Source organism: Bacillus bingmayongensis (assembly GCF_000299035.1).
Taxonomy (GTDB): domain Bacteria; phylum Bacillota; class Bacilli; order Bacillales; family Bacillaceae_G; genus Bacillus_A; species Bacillus_A bingmayongensis.
Genome location: NZ_JH921521.1, coordinates 164,480 through 179,310, shown reverse-complemented (window position 1 = coordinate 179,310; position 14,831 = coordinate 164,480). Strand labels below are relative to the sequence as shown.

Here is a 14,831-nt window from a genome sequence, read left to right as displayed (position 1 = left end):
AATGTCATTAAGTAACGATACAATAGGCGCTCGTGTTCGGTTAGATACAGACCAATTTGAACGTGGGGTAGCTGGCATCAACCGAAGTCTTCGCATAATGGATGCTGAATTTAGAAATAGTTCAGAGCAATTACGTGCCGTTGGTTCTGAGATGGATCAATTGCAAAATAAGGTGAATCATTTAAACAATAAGATTGAGGGGCAAACACAAAAGGTTCGCTACTATGAGCAAGCTTTGCAAACTTCTAAACAAAAGCAACAAGAAGTGCGTGAAAAATGCGAGCAACTAGCCACATCTATGCAGCAATTAGAACAAGAAATCCAGCAAAGTACGCAAAGGTTTGGCGCTAATTCTCAAGAAACTAGACAATTGCAAGAGCGATATCAACAGTTACAGCAAGAATATCGACAAGGTACACAGGCCTTACAACGCTTAAATGTACAAGTAGATCGTAATACAATAGGATTTCATAATGCTGAAGCAGCCTTGCAACGTTTTCGCAATGAGCTTGGTGACACAGAATCAAGAATTGAAGAATTGAACGATGTTTCTGGGCGATTACGTGAACGTATGAATGAAATCGGTAATGGTATGCAAGAAACAGGCTCTAGGATTAGCCAAGGATTTGGAGCCGCAGCTGTAGGTGCAGCGGCTGGAATTGGAGCACTTGTTGTTAATGCCGGTAAATTTGAAGAAGCAAACAAAAAAGTTCAAACAGGTCTTGGTTTAACAAAAGAAGAGAGTCTGAAATTTAGTGCTGTAGCTAAAGAAGTATGGCGTGAAGGCTACGGTGAAGATTTAGAAAGTGTGAGTGATTCTCTTGTAAAAGTAAAGCGCAATATTCAAAGTATCAATGATGATGATACTTTAAAACAAGTAACACGAGATAGCGGAATTTTAGCGGAAACAATGGAATCCGATGTGAATGAAGTTACTCGTGGTGCGAGTCAGTTAATGGATCGTTTCGGCTTATCTGGTCAAAAAGCGTTCGATTTATTAGCACAAGGCTCAGTCAAAGGACTTAACTACTCAAATGAATTGTTCGATAATTTAAGTGAGTATGGTCCGTTGTTTGATGAAATGGGCTTCAGTGCTGAAGAAATGTTTACAATTTTAATTAATGGTAGCAAAAACGGCGCTTATAATCTCGACTATGTGAACGATGTAATGAAAGAATTCCAGATTCGTGTGAAAGACGGCTCCAAATCAACGAATGAAGCTATGGCTGAAATGTCAAAAGACACTCAAAAAGTATGGCAGGAATTCTTGAATGGAAAAGGTACAGTAAAAGACGTTTTTAATGCTGTATTAAACGAACTGAAAACAACGGATGATCAAATTAAAGTCAATCAACTTGGAGTTGCACTTTTCGGAACCAAATGGGAAGATCTCGAAGCAACAACGATGCTGTCTCTAAACAACATGGAAACAGGTCTTGGTAATTATGATGGTGCAATGCAAAAGATGGTTGATGGATATGATACAAGCGCAAAAAAGTGGAAATCTGTCACTCGTGAATTACAACTTGCATTAGAACCACTTGGAAAAGTAGTTCTTGAAATCGCTAATAATGCTATCCCAACATTAAAGGAATCTGTAAAAGGTGCAGCTGATTGGTTTAATAGTTTAGATGAAGGAACGAAAAAAACATATGGATCAGCATTATTATTAACACCAGTTGTTTTAGGGGTTGTCAGTGCGCTTGGTATGCTTTCTTTTGCTGTTGGGGCTATTATAGCAAATCCAATTGTTGCAACAATTAGTGGAGTTGTCATTGGTCTTGGCGCACTTGGTCTTGCTTTTGTCGATGCTGGTAAGAAGGCTCAAAAAGCAGAAGAAGATAGCAGAAGATTTGGCGATGGTGTAAGTGAAGGTACAAAAAAAGCACTTGAGGGGTATGTGAATTTAAAAGAAAAAGCCTTCAAAACACTTGATGAAATACCGACATTGACTGGCGACAAGGCAAAAGAAGCTGTCCAACGCGCACATGATGAGTTCGCGAAATTGTCTGATGAAGCAATAAAAGCAATCAATAAAGACAAAGGTAAGTTCCAGGCACATTTAGAAAGCTGGTTCGCTGGTGAATCTGATTCAGCAGTCTTACGTGCAAAAGATAAAATCTTAAATGACCAAATGGAAGTATATAAAGCACAAGAGGAAGCTGTCATTAAAGCAACTGAGAAAATTCAGAGCCTCTTAACCCAATATAACGGGCAAATTTATAAAATGACTGAAGTAGATAAAAAGGTATTCCTAACTGCTTTACAATCTATTGATGCTGAAGTAGGAAAATCAGCAGCGAAGAGTGTAGATGAAATTCAAAAAATAGGTAAGGCAATGGATAATTTCAACAAAAATACTTCTGTTGAAACAATCCAAGGGAAAGTAAAAGATTTAGGATCAGAATATACAAAGCTTACAAATGAGTTAGACAAAGCGAGACAAAAAGAAATAGAATTTGCAAAGAGTCACATAACAGATTCTGAAAATCAAAAAATAACAATTGATCAAATCAATAAGAAATACTCTGAGCAGTCTATACTTCTTACAGAAGGCTATAAACAGCAGTTACAACAAGCGCAGGAAGTATTGAAATCCAAAGGCATTGAAATGGATTTAACAACCGGAATGACGAAAGCTGAAGCTGAAAAAATAAAAATCCAAGGTAGGGGCTTTAGCGAATACGTTAAGAATTCGGAAATCATAGAAGGAAAAAATGAAAATCTGTTCAAACGTCTTCAAGACCGCGCCGAAAAAGAAGCTGATATTCATAAAAAGAGTGCGGATCGAGTAAAAGAATTTGGTGAGTCTTTAATTGCTAATTCGAATAGTTTATATGAAAGCTTATTTCAATCCACACATGAAAAAGCTGTACAGGTTGCAAATGATATTGCAGTTACTTTCGAAGATGGAAGCAAAGCAATCAACATGGGTGAGCAAGGCTATATTAAAGTGGAAGAGTTTGTTGAAGGAATTAAATCTGGAAAATATAAAGTCAACGATGTAGCAATTGCTCTAATAAATACCATGCGTTTAGAAATGGGGAAAGAACCATTAACCCAAGAAGGTATTAAGGTAATGACTACGTTTGCTGATGGTTTAAAGCAAATGAACGTTACTGATATAGCGGCTAAACTAAATCTTGATCTAAAGAAAAATTTAGAAATAGATTTAGGGCCACTTGGCAAGATGACTACAACACAATTTGTAAATGGCTTAAAAGAAGGCACAGTTGGTATTGACGCTGTGTTTATTTTCTTTCATCAACATTTATCGAAATTAACGGCTACTGATTTAGCAAAAGACGGAACTAAAATCATGTCTACTTTAAAAACGGGCATGGAAATGGGCTTCATTGGTGTGGAAGACGTACTATCAAGACTTGGAGTTAGTCTTGAAGATAAAACAAAATATGATCTCGGACCAAATGGTCAGGTAACAATCAATTCTCTTGTACAAGGTTTACAAAGCGGTCAGTTTAGCGTAGATCAAGCGCTTGAGGTAATTCGGCAAATTGTTGTGCAAAAAACAAATGTTGATACTACCCAACAAGGCGCAAATATTCCACAAACTACAGCTGCAGGTATTCGCCAAAACAGTCAACAACCAATACAAGCGGCAAATGAAATAAAGCTAGGAATTGAAGGATTACTCGGTCTTACTACAGACGGTGGCGGTGGATCGGCTTCCACAATTCTTATGCAACAAAATATGGCCCTAAATAAACCTGGTATTGTTGGTGAAGCATCAAGCATAAAACAAGGTGTAGAACAACAATTAGGTAGCACAACAGACAATGGTGGCGGCAATAATTCCACCTCAATAATGCGTAGTAATATTGCAAATAATCGAGGTAGTGTTGTTGGAGCAGCATCTAATGTGAAGTTGGGTATTGAAGGGATGCTTGGTGCTACTACAGATGGTGGTGGCGGTTCGGCTTCTACATCAATCATGCAACAAAGAATTAATGGCAATAGAGGAAATGTTGTAAGCGCAGCTTCAGGTATCAAATCCAGTGTGGAAGGAACGCTTGGAAGTGCTAATGATGGCGGTGGTGGTTCAAAAGCTGGTGGTGAATTTGCTAGGGGGCTTTCTTCCCAAAGTGGCAGCGCAAGGTCAAGCGGATCAAGTGTTGCTCAAGAAGGGAAATCTGGTTTAGATAGTGTAGGCACAAACAGTGTAGGGAAAAGTTTTGCTCAAGGTTTTGCGGATGGTATGCAATCGAGTGGGTCGATCATAAATAAAGTTGCTTCGGGATTAGCTAGAGGTGCTTTTGAAGCCTTAAAAGCGACTTTAGATGTTAACTCACCATCGAAATTAGTTCGAGATCAAGGTGGTATGCCTTTTGGTGAAGGGTTTGCAGTAGGTATTCAAAAATCAGCATTTATGTCCGAAAAAGAGAGCCGCAAACTTGCTTTTGGAGCAAACAATGCACTTGTAGATTCATTGAATAATAATGATTCATCTTTTGCAGGGGTACGTATGGCTAAAGGGCTGGCAGCAGGTATTAAGAGTCAATATTCTGTTGTTAGGGATGCTTTACAAGATACCGTTACAAGTGCGGTTGATGGCATCCGTTCTATACGACCAGACCAATTATTTACCTTTAAAGGTGACGATCCCTTAACAAAATATTTTAATGCGATCTTTGAAGATGGAGATTGGCAGAATGATTGGATTACTCATTTACCCAATAGCATGCGTGAGATGATTATGAATATAGGTAAACAATTAGAACGATTCGAAGGTCTTTCACAAATGGATATCGGCAGTTTAGGGCAATGGAGAAGGGTTATTTCTGATAATACAAATGCAGTTCAATATAGATCATTAGGTTCGTCTCAAAAACAATCACAGGAAAACATAGAACCGATTTATATTGAAATCCCTGTTGTGTTGGAAGGAAGGGAAATTGCGCGTGTGAGCCATCGATATGTAACTGAATATCAAAATAGAGATCAAGAAAGAAACTCAGCCTTTTAGGTTAGGGTTTCTTTTGCTTTATAAAGAAAAGAGGTGTCAAAATGGGTTCCTTTACCTTTAACAATCAAAGAAGAAATTATGTTGTAATCGGGCAAGGTTGGAAAAGGCCAGCATGGGCGCCTTTAAAGAGAAATTTATTACAAGTGTCAAATTACCCAGGGGCTAGATTATTGAATACGCAAACTGACATTAGAGTTTTGGATGTTCCAATTGGAATTGAAGCTAAAAGCGGTGCTGATCTACAAAAACTAAAGGAAGATTTAGCAGGATGGCTCATAACCGAAGAAGCTCAAGAATTAGTTTTTGATGCAGAACCAGACCGGATATATCTTGCAGTAGTAGATGAAACTTTTGATCCTGAGGAACTTGTTAATATCGGACAGGGAGTCATTACATTTATTTGTCCCATGCCATATAAACTCGGCAAAGAACAAACTGCGACAGCGAAACTTGAAAACAATCAATTGAAATTAAACATACAGAATACAGGCACTAAATATTCAGATCCAAAATTCACAATTACAGTCGCAAATCCTTCTACATTCTTTGACATCATTAACAAAAATGGCGATCAGTATTTTCGCATGGGGTATCCTGTAAAAATCGACGAAACACCATTAGAAAGAAATGAGCTTGCTATGTGGGATCAAATGAGTTCAATGGTAGGATGGACAGAAGCGACAAAAGTTGAAGGCGGAATTGTGTCTGGAAAGATGAAAACGAACGGGTATCAATTTTTAGCCGAATCTTATGGAACAGGAACAACATTTCATGGCCCGACAGTTAAAAAAAGTATCCCGAAAGGTCCATTACAAGATTTCATTATGCAAGCACACATTCGATGCATGGGGGATAATCCTGTAGAAATGGGGCGTGTGGAAATCGCTTTACTGGATGAAAGCTCTAATGTTGTAACAAAAATATCTATGAACGATTTATACTGGCAAGCTGAGCAAAACTTAGGTTCTATGGTTATTGGAGCAGAAGGACATCCCAAAAGACAAACACTTATTTATGAATCAGGAGATAAACCGACAGTATGGAACAAATTTTATGGACGTTTGTGGATTGCGCGGGTAGGAGATTATTGGGAAGCTTATATTTCAAAATTTACAAAACACGATGGAAAAGATGAGTCTGAACGTTTTGCCACATGGAGAGATGTAGGAAAAGATCATATGAATACAGTAGCGCAAGTTCAAATTCATATTGGGCAATGGGGAAGCACAACACCCTGTAATTTGATGACCATAGATGATTTAAAAATTTGGAAAGTGAATCAAAATACCCAGAGACAAATTCCTTACATTGTAGAAGTAGGCGATATTGTAGAAGTTGATACAAAAGATGCAAGCATTAGAATCAATGGTAAAGATGCCATTTATACAAAAGATTTTATGAGTGATTATATAACAATTGAAAAAGGACAAAACGATATTTCTTTTTTACCAGCGGATATTGGACAAGTTGAGGTTTCTTATAGGGAGCGGTATTTATGAGCAAGTACAGTAATTTATTGCATATTGTCGATTTTAAGACAGAGAAAATTATAGGTGCTATTAAAGAGCAAGATTACTGGGATGACATACGCAAATGGCAGCTTAAAAATAATGAAGATCAGTTTGAATTCACAACAATGGATGGAACAAAAATTGCTGCTTCGCTTATGCAACAGAATTTAGTGATAAAGCGTGTGCGAGATGGTTCTTTTGTTTCTTATATCATTACTGAAGTTGAACAAGACTCTACAGGTCGCTATAAGAAGGTATACACTCTTAGTGAACATACAAAGCTAAAAAAAACGAAGTATATTAAACCGCAAACACTCCAGGCTTACACTGTAAATCAAGCGATTGATTTTGCTCTTGGTGAAACGAAATGGAAACGTGGTACTACAGAATATGCAGGTGTTCGAACTATTCATATAAAGGAATTTACGAACTCACTTGATTTACTCAAGGAAATTGCATCTACATTTGAATTAGAGATACGTTATCGTACAGAAATTCAAGGCTCATTCATTGTAGGGCGTTATGTAGATATGGTACAAAAAGTCGGACGTGACAACGGGAAAGAAATTGTGTTAGGTAAAGATTTACAAGGCATCCGTCGTATCGAAAACTCACAAAAGATCGTTACCGCTCTTGTGGGTGTTGGACCACAAGATAGCGAAACTGGAGAGTATCTAACCTTTGAAAAAATAAATAATGGGAAATTGTATGTAGGGGACAATGACGCTTTACAACGATGGAGTGAAGATGGTACGCATTTGTTTGATATTTATTCTCCTGAAACAGAAGACCAAGATATGACGGCAGAAAGATTACTGCAGTTAACCAAAACAGAACTAAAAAAGAGAATTGATACATCTGTTTTATATGAAGTAGATGTAGTTGCTCTTGAACAAGTATTTGGATTATATCATGAAGCTGTCCACAAAGGTGATTTTGTCAGTATTAAAGATAAAGGATTCACGCCAGCTCTTTTCTTGGAAGCTCGTCTTATTGCAGCTGATGAATGCGATAAGGATCCAAGTAAGGATAAGTATTACTTTGGTGAATTCCGCGAAATTGTAAATACAGATGATGAATTACGAAAGTTATATAATAAAATTCTTGGCTCTTTAAGCAGTAAGGCGAATAAAGAATTAGTTGATCAGCTAGAGAAGTTAGCAAATCAAGCGCAAGAAACAGCTAACAATTCTAAACAAACTGCTGACGATGCATCATCAGCGGCACAAGCGGCAAAAGATATCGCAGATGCTGTTGCACAAAAACAGAAAGATTTTCAGACGAAAATTGTTAAAAGTACAACGCCACCACCCAATCCTGAGAAAGATGTAACTTTATGGTTAGACATAAGTAATCCTGATAAACCTATCCTTTATTTGTGGGATGGGACGAAATGGGATAGGTTGACTCCAGATACTTCTATCATAGATAACGATATCAAAAGTATTGAGGATGAAATCAAGAAGCTTCAAACAGAAGTTGGTTCTAAAGTTAACCAACAATGGGTTAAAGATCAAATTCAAACTGACATTCAAAATAAGGCTGATATTAAAGATGTTTACAAGAAGACTGAAATTGATCAAGCACTTCAAGGTCATGTTAAGGTTCAATCGTATGAAATTGATAAACAAGCCATACAAGACGATATAACAAACAATACAAATAAAATTAATGAAAATGACCAGAGCTATATCAAACGTTTTACCGAAAATGAATCTAAGATTACTCAGACAGAAACAGATATCAAAACGCAAATTGAACAGTTGAGTGTTACGAATAAAAGAATTGATTCCCAAGGTAATACAATAGATGAAGTTCAAAAGAAAACAAATGAAATTGTTCAAGATGCGAATGGTACAAAGCAAACAATTACTGATATTCAAACTGAGTTAAAAAATCAATTAGCTACAGCTAGAAATGTACTTACTAACTCTAATTTCATTGACGGTATGAATACCTGGAAAACATTGTGGTCTAAAGTTGAAATAAGAGATATGGATGGCGAAATACATCCTGAATTCTCTAAGTATGCAAGAATAGAAAAGATTGATGTTGATGATACGTGGCTGGATAAAGACCTTGACGTTGTACCAGGGGAATATATAATTTCGGCATGGATTAGAAGTGTTGATGGTAGCTTTGCGACTATTGGCGTGAAAGATAACGCGAATGGAGCATCGGGGGATCCTGGAGTTAAGTATTTTTTCTTTAAAGCGGATGACACTATGACTGACGGTAAATGGCATCATCTCTACGGAAAATTTAAAATTGAACACGGAAGAGTTAGGGTTTATTTCGGACTTAGAAAAAGCAGTAGTACTGTAGGGCAAAAAATCGATATAACTGGTGTTAAATTAGCGAACGGTAATATCGTTGATAACTGGACAATTGCTCCAGAAGATATGACTTATAATACAGATTTCACTAAAAAGACTGCTGAAATTATTACTAGCGTTGATCAAGTTAGCAGTAAATTATCTAAAACAGAACAAAACGTAACAACCGTTTCGAACGATGTGAAGAAGGCGCAAGAAACAGCCGATAACGCTAATACTGCAGCAACCAATGCAGATAAAAAGGCTGGAGCAGCACAAACGGCTGCTGATAATGCTGATAAGAAAGCACAAGAAGCGCAAACTCAAATCACAACAACCAACAAGAAAGTTAGTGAGGTTTCTCAAACGGTTAGCGACTTACAAGTGAATATTTCTAATGTGTCTAAAATACAAACGCAACAAGGAAATGACATTAAGAATGCTCAAACTGAATTGCAACAACAATCTGCTCAAATCAAAGCAAATGCTGATGCCATTTCAACAAAAGTTGGTGCTGAGTATGTGCAAGATTATACTGGTGGATTAGGCATTCACAATAAATTCAGAGATGCAGACTTTGCTTTGGCTGTGGACAATAATCTTAAATATTGGAATGTCAACAAAGGCGGAGATGGTAATGTTGAGTTCATAAAAGGCGGAGGTCACGAAGGTTTTAATTCGTGTCGTGTTACTGGTAGAGCCGATACCACACAAGTACATGCTAACTTCTCTCATTTCTTTGCAGCTGGAGAAATAACAGGTGAAGTTGATTATGTTGTATCTGCTTACGCTTTTGCTGAAACAGCTCCTACTTCTGGACAAAATGCTAATGTATATTTTAACTATTACGCAAGCGATGGCAAACAGATTAGTGCTGAGAATAAACAATTAACATTAGCTGTAGGCGCTCATATCAAGACTGATGTGCCATTTAAACCGCCAGTTGGAACGGTTAGAACGAGAATTAGATTCTATGCAGCAGGTGTTGGTTTTGTTGTTAGATTCTCAAAACCGATGGTGACAAACGGTAAAACGGGTACAACATTCACATTAAACCCTAAAGACTACACCGACTACGACAAATTAGTTGATGATATAGCGAGTCGAGTTTTAACCGAAGATTACGATAAGAAAATGTCAGAAGTAAGTACCCAATTTATCCAAACTGCTCAAGCATTAGAACTAAAAGCAGATACGAAAAATGTTTATACAAAAAATGAAGTCGATGGTAAAAATGATGCTATTGTAGAAAGCATGAATGCTCAATTTAAAGTTCAGGCTGGTGAAATTAATTCTAAAGTTACGAAGGGGCAATCCATTTCAGAAATCAACCAATCCGCTGAGGCAGTAAAAATTAAAGCAGGGAAAATTGAATTAGATGGTAATGCAGTAGCTAAATCTTTAGAAGCTCAACTTTTACAAGGGGTAACAATTAAAACAGCCCAAAGTGATCGTTTTGTAGAAATGACTCAACAATACATGACATTGTATGAAAAATCGATACCACGGGCATTCTGGGGATTTTTCAACAGAACTGATGGAAGTGTGCGTCCAGCTCTTGTTCTTGGAAGTGACTCCTTTGCTGGCTCTAATATGACAGGCTCCCTTGTTTTAAATAACATCATTAACCCGAGTAATTTAACAGAATCTGTGGGTAGTATCGAAATGGTGAAAGATTCCAGTTTTAATACTTATAGTTCAAATATACAATTACTGTTCTTTAGAAATTCAGGGCAATTTGAAGCTACCAGCGATGGACTTCAATGGTTCTCAAGTGGCACTGGAGAATTTTACTTTCATAAAAAAGGTGTTAATAACACGAATGTCATGTGCTTAGTTCGAAGTGATTATGATTCCGATTTACGATTGGCGAATTTTGTAATTCGTGGTTCAGCTCATCCAGATTATTCTGAAGCATTGCAATTCAAAACACGTGGAGGTAGTTGGGCAGATTTGAAAGCCGCTAGATTCCTTAATACGTCACAAAGGAGTTTAAAAGCTTATATCAAAGACTTAACATTCTCACCTTTAGAGAAAATTCTAGAGTCTAATGTCCAAGAATATTACTTCAAATCTGACATTGCTAATTTGTATGAAATAAGAGAAAACGATCCAGATAATTTACACACCATAAAAGAAATCAAGAAGAGTATTGGTTTAATCGCAGATGATGCTGATGAAGTTTTTGCAGGCGAGAAACATGAAACGATTGATATTTACAGTATGGCGTCCGTAACAATGGCAGGGTTAAAAGAACATGTCTTAGCACAAAATGAAGTAAATAATCGCTTAACTGAAGAAAATAAACAGCTTAACGAAAGAGTGGCAAGGTTAGAAGCTTTAGTGCAAAGTTTAATAGAACAGAATGGTCAAACGGATACACCAACAACCGAAGAACCAGGAGGAACAGAAGAAGGCGGTACAACTGAACAAACGGACCCTATAGAGCAGCAATAGCTGGTCTTTTTTATTTTGAGGAGATGATCAGTGTGAAACGAATAGTAAACCAAGCAATTTATGAAAAGCATGTGAGCCGAGAAAACAAAAATCTAGTCAAAGATTTTCTTATTGAAAAGAAAGCACAAGGGAAAGCGGCAAGCACTTTACAGCAATACAATTGGGATTTACGAATTATTTTGTTTCTAATACATGAACACTTCGGAAATAAAAATCTTATTGATTTAACACGTAAAGACATTCGGAATTTATCTATTATTTTTCAGGAGATGGGAATGTCTAATGCACGTGTGAATGGATTAATGAGCGCATTACGTTCAGCTCTTGAATTTTGCGCTGACGATGATGACTATGATTATGAATTTAATGTAGGTTCAAGAGTACGAGGCTTGCCAAAGAGTCCAGTCAGAGAAATAACATTTATTACAGAAAATCAGATTAATTGGTTAATTGATGAGTTGATTGAACAAGAGAAATATATGTTAGCAACCTATTTAGCTCTTTCTTATTACAGTGCAGCGAGAAAGAATGAAGTTTACCAAGTGAAGAAAGAGGGGCTAACAGAAAGGTATTACACTAATATAGTTCGTGGAAAGCGCGGTAAAAAATTTAGGCTTTATTACAATCTCCGAGTGCAAAAATGCATTCGTTTATATATAGATCAGCGTGGTAAAGATGCTATTCCAGATTTATTTGTACGTGTGTATAAGAATGGTGAAAGAAGACTTTTAAATAAGAGTGTATTCAATTATTGGTGCAAGATTTTTGCTAAGATGCTGTACGAAAAAGAAGGTAAGGAATTTAAAATCAATCCTCACTGTTTCCGTCATAGTAGATTAGATAATTTAAAAGTACAAGGTGTGCCACTTGAAAAATTAAAGTCGCTTGCTAACCATTCTGATATTTCCACAACTGAATCTTACCTAAAAGATAGAAGTGAAGAAGATATTGCAGAGATTTTTGGAATGGATCCAAGTTGTTTTGCAGCGTGAAGAAGCATATATATGCTTCTTTTTTATTTTGAAAAGGGGTGGTCAAAGTGGAAGGCTTACAAGAAGTAAGAAATGATATGCAGGAAATGAAACAAGAAATCAAAGACATGAGGTTTGATATTAAAAGTTTGGAAATGCGTACAACAGGAAACGAGAAAGATATTGATAATATCAACAAACAACTAGATAAAATCAGCGCAAACACTACATGGATTTTACGACTTATTGTTGGTGGAATTATCGGTGCAGCCCTCACTTTCTTCTTGAAAGGAGGTGGTATGTAATGGTTGAAATTAGCGTAATGATTGCCGTTGTAGTAGGTCTTTCGCAGATTGCAAAAACAATTGGATTACAAACAAAATACATTCCGTTATTAAATTTAACGCTTGGCATTGTGCTAGGCGTTTTGTTTTTGCCGCAAGACTTAAAAATGAATGTATTTCAAGGAATCATCATCGGACTGTCAGCAAGTGGATTATTTGACCACACAAAAATTTTTAAAAAGGATGCTGATGTGAAATGAAAAAGACATTAAAACATATTTCTTCTGTAGTCTTTGCCGTTATTTTAGTATTATCCATTGCAACAAGTGCTTTTGCTGATAGAACACTTATAATTCCTGATTTACCAAAACAACCATATCGTTATGGTGTTGGTGCTTATGAAGGTGTTGTTGCTCACAGTACAGCGACACCAGAAGCACCGGCTATTAATATCCGAAACTATGAAGCGAGAACATGGAGAAGTGCATTTGTACATTATGCAACAGATTGGGATGAAACAATTCAAATTGCCTCTACCAAATTCCAGGCATGGGGTGCTGGTCCAGTAGCAAACAAACGATTTGTTCATGTGGAACTCTCTGAAACTAGTGATCCAGTTAAATTTAAAAAATCATATGAGCGTTATGTAAAACTATTAGCTACGATTTTACGTGACCGTAACATTCATCCTTCTAAAGGATTGTGGACTCATAAAGATGTTACTTATGGTTTAGGTGGTACAGATCATGAAGATCCACTTGATTACTTACGTAGCCATGGTGTATCAGAAGCTCAATTTCGCGCTGATGTGAAACGTGCATACAATAATTCTAATGCTGATGTTTCTGTACCAGAGAAACCATCAAAACCAGAAGAAGTACCAACAGAAGTAACAGATGGTGTTGCGTATATTAATGGTTACAATGTTAATTTACGTAAAGGACCAGATACAAGCTATTCTAAACTCCGTCAGTTAAACAAACCAGAATCTTATATTGTATGGGCTGAAAAAGATGGTTGGCTAAATCTTGGCGGTGAGCAATGGATTAAATACAATCCTTCTTATGTAAAATTCGACAAGAAAAGCACAGTAGATTCATCTATTGTAGGCAAACGTGTTGTTTCTGAAGTGGACAACCTACGTTTCTACGATTCTCCATCTTGGCAGGATAAAGATGTTGCTGGTTCTGTAGATGCAGGGTTAGGGTTTACTATCGATGCAAAAGTAAAAGTGAACGGATCTTATCAGTACAAAGTGCATAACAGCAGGGGCAAAACATACTATGTAACAGCTAATGAAGCCTATGTATATGTGAAGTGAAAATAATCCGACTCTGAATAAGAGTCGGATTATTTTGTGTTTTTATTGTTATATACGTTTTGTTTTTAATGATCCAACCTTATTATTCCATTTCTTATTAGTTCCTTTAATATAATGCTCATCTAAATTAACAGTTAAGTAATCTGACTCACTTTCATTCCTAAATGTTTTCGTTTTCCCTTCGTAATTAAGATCAGTATAGATGGTGATAGAAGAGGATGGAGGCATTTTTATAGACGATATATCATCATTCCCTAAGAAATTCTTTGCACTCCCTGGAGTTAGAGTGAAAAATTCCGTTCCCCTCAGGTCGCTTAAGTCATAGAAGGAAAATTCATATGATGCTATACCTCGATTTTCGGTAGAAACCTCAGCCTTATTTGATTGAGGACTAGCGGCACTTGTTTGTTCACTAAAACCAAAAAGGAATCCGCCGCTTAAAACTAGTGATGTAACTGTTAAACTTTTTAATACTTTTTTCACTTTTAAAGCACCTCCATTTTTTAAACACAAGCTCATCTTACAACCCTAATCTGTCTCTAAACTTTCCTTTACCTTACAAAAACCTTACAAAAATTATGTAAAAAAAGCTGACTATAATCAGTCAGCTACACCCAAAAATTCATCGATCTTAAATTTCGTATTTAATCCAAAAGCACCTGAACAGATGAGTGTTTTTGAGTAAACATCAATATCCAATACAGTTTATAAAAACAAGTACAATGGAAAACGATATCTATATAAAAGTGTACGTTGTACCAGAATTTCAATGAAAAGAGCTGAATATAAACTCAGCTCTTTTGACCACCGACCACAAAAATGACCACACACTTAAAATAAATTAAATACATTCAATGCATGAAAAGAACATTACGGTGTATTTTCTTTGCAATAAAATACACAACGGTAATATAGGGTAAATTAAATGATATAATATACTTTATACTACTCATGTGGAGTGTGTGGCTTGGCTTAAGTTGGTATAATA

General features: G+C 36.5%; 8 protein-coding genes. 7 read left to right on the top strand and 1 reads right to left on the bottom strand.

Features of this window, described 5'->3' with window-relative positions:
• Position 1 precedes the first annotated feature (1 nt).
• Genes Y7E_RS0125910 through Y7E_RS0125880 form a run of 7 tightly spaced genes read left to right on the top strand, consistent with a single transcriptional unit; the run spans position 2 to position 13,843 of the window.
• Positions 2-4,984 carry a phage tail tape measure protein gene (locus Y7E_RS0125910; RefSeq protein ID WP_017154118.1) on the top strand — a complete coding sequence of 1,661 codons (4,983 nt, stop codon included), beginning with the start codon at positions 2-4 and terminating at the stop codon, positions 4,982-4,984.
• Positions 4,985-5,025: 41 nt separating this feature from the next.
• A complete protein-coding gene (locus Y7E_RS0125905; RefSeq protein WP_017154117.1) occupies positions 5,026-6,483 on the top strand; it encodes a distal tail protein Dit in 1,458 nt (485 codons plus the stop codon).
• Positions 6,480-11,267 (top strand): phage tail spike protein, encoded by a 4,788-nt coding sequence (locus Y7E_RS31070; protein WP_017154116.1) that lies wholly within the window; start codon positions 6,480-6,482, stop codon positions 11,265-11,267. Before Y7E_RS0125905 ends, Y7E_RS31070 begins: the two co-directional genes overlap by 4 nt.
• Positions 11,268-11,299: 32 nt before the next feature.
• Entirely contained in the window at positions 11,300-12,259 is a 960-nt protein-coding gene (locus Y7E_RS0125895) for a tyrosine-type recombinase/integrase (RefSeq protein WP_017154115.1), read from the top strand.
• A 47-nt stretch (positions 12,260-12,306) separates the two neighbouring features.
• A complete protein-coding gene (locus tag Y7E_RS0125890; protein WP_017154114.1) occupies positions 12,307-12,543 on the top strand; it encodes a hemolysin XhlA family protein in 237 nt (78 codons plus the stop codon).
• The gene (locus tag Y7E_RS0125885; RefSeq protein ID WP_017154113.1) at positions 12,543-12,782 is read left to right on the top strand and encodes a hypothetical protein; all 240 of its coding nucleotides are present in this window, start codon (positions 12,543-12,545) and stop codon (positions 12,780-12,782) included. The genes Y7E_RS0125890 and Y7E_RS0125885 overlap by 1 nt, the downstream gene beginning before the upstream one ends.
• The gene (locus Y7E_RS0125880) at positions 12,779-13,843 is read left to right on the top strand and encodes an N-acetylmuramoyl-L-alanine amidase (protein ID WP_017154112.1); all 1,065 of its coding nucleotides are present in this window, start codon (positions 12,779-12,781) and stop codon (positions 13,841-13,843) included. Before Y7E_RS0125885 ends, Y7E_RS0125880 begins: the two co-directional genes overlap by 4 nt.
• A 48-nt stretch (positions 13,844-13,891) precedes the next feature.
• Here Y7E_RS0125880 and Y7E_RS0125875 read toward each other — a convergent pair whose 3' ends face one another.
• Entirely contained in the window at positions 13,892-14,326 is a 435-nt protein-coding gene (locus tag Y7E_RS0125875; protein WP_017154111.1) for a hypothetical protein, read from the bottom strand.
• Between the last annotated feature and the right edge of the window lie 505 nt (positions 14,327-14,831).

What these genes read in the sequence shown, in the direction of transcription:
- Y7E_RS0125910 (WP_017154118.1), top strand. Translation starts at nt 2, where the DNA reads ATGTCATTAAGTAACGATACAATAGGCGCTCGTGTTCGGTTAGATACA.
- Y7E_RS0125880 (WP_017154112.1), top strand. Translation starts at nt 12,779, where the DNA reads ATGAAAAAGACATTAAAACATATTTCTTCTGTAGTCTTTGCCGTTATT.
- Y7E_RS0125905 (WP_017154117.1), top strand. Translation starts at nt 5,026, where the DNA reads ATGGGTTCCTTTACCTTTAACAATCAAAGAAGAAATTATGTTGTAATC.
- Y7E_RS0125885 (WP_017154113.1), top strand. Translation starts at nt 12,543, where the DNA reads ATGGTTGAAATTAGCGTAATGATTGCCGTTGTAGTAGGTCTTTCGCAG.
- Y7E_RS31070 (WP_017154116.1), top strand. Translation starts at nt 6,480, where the DNA reads ATGAGCAAGTACAGTAATTTATTGCATATTGTCGATTTTAAGACAGAG.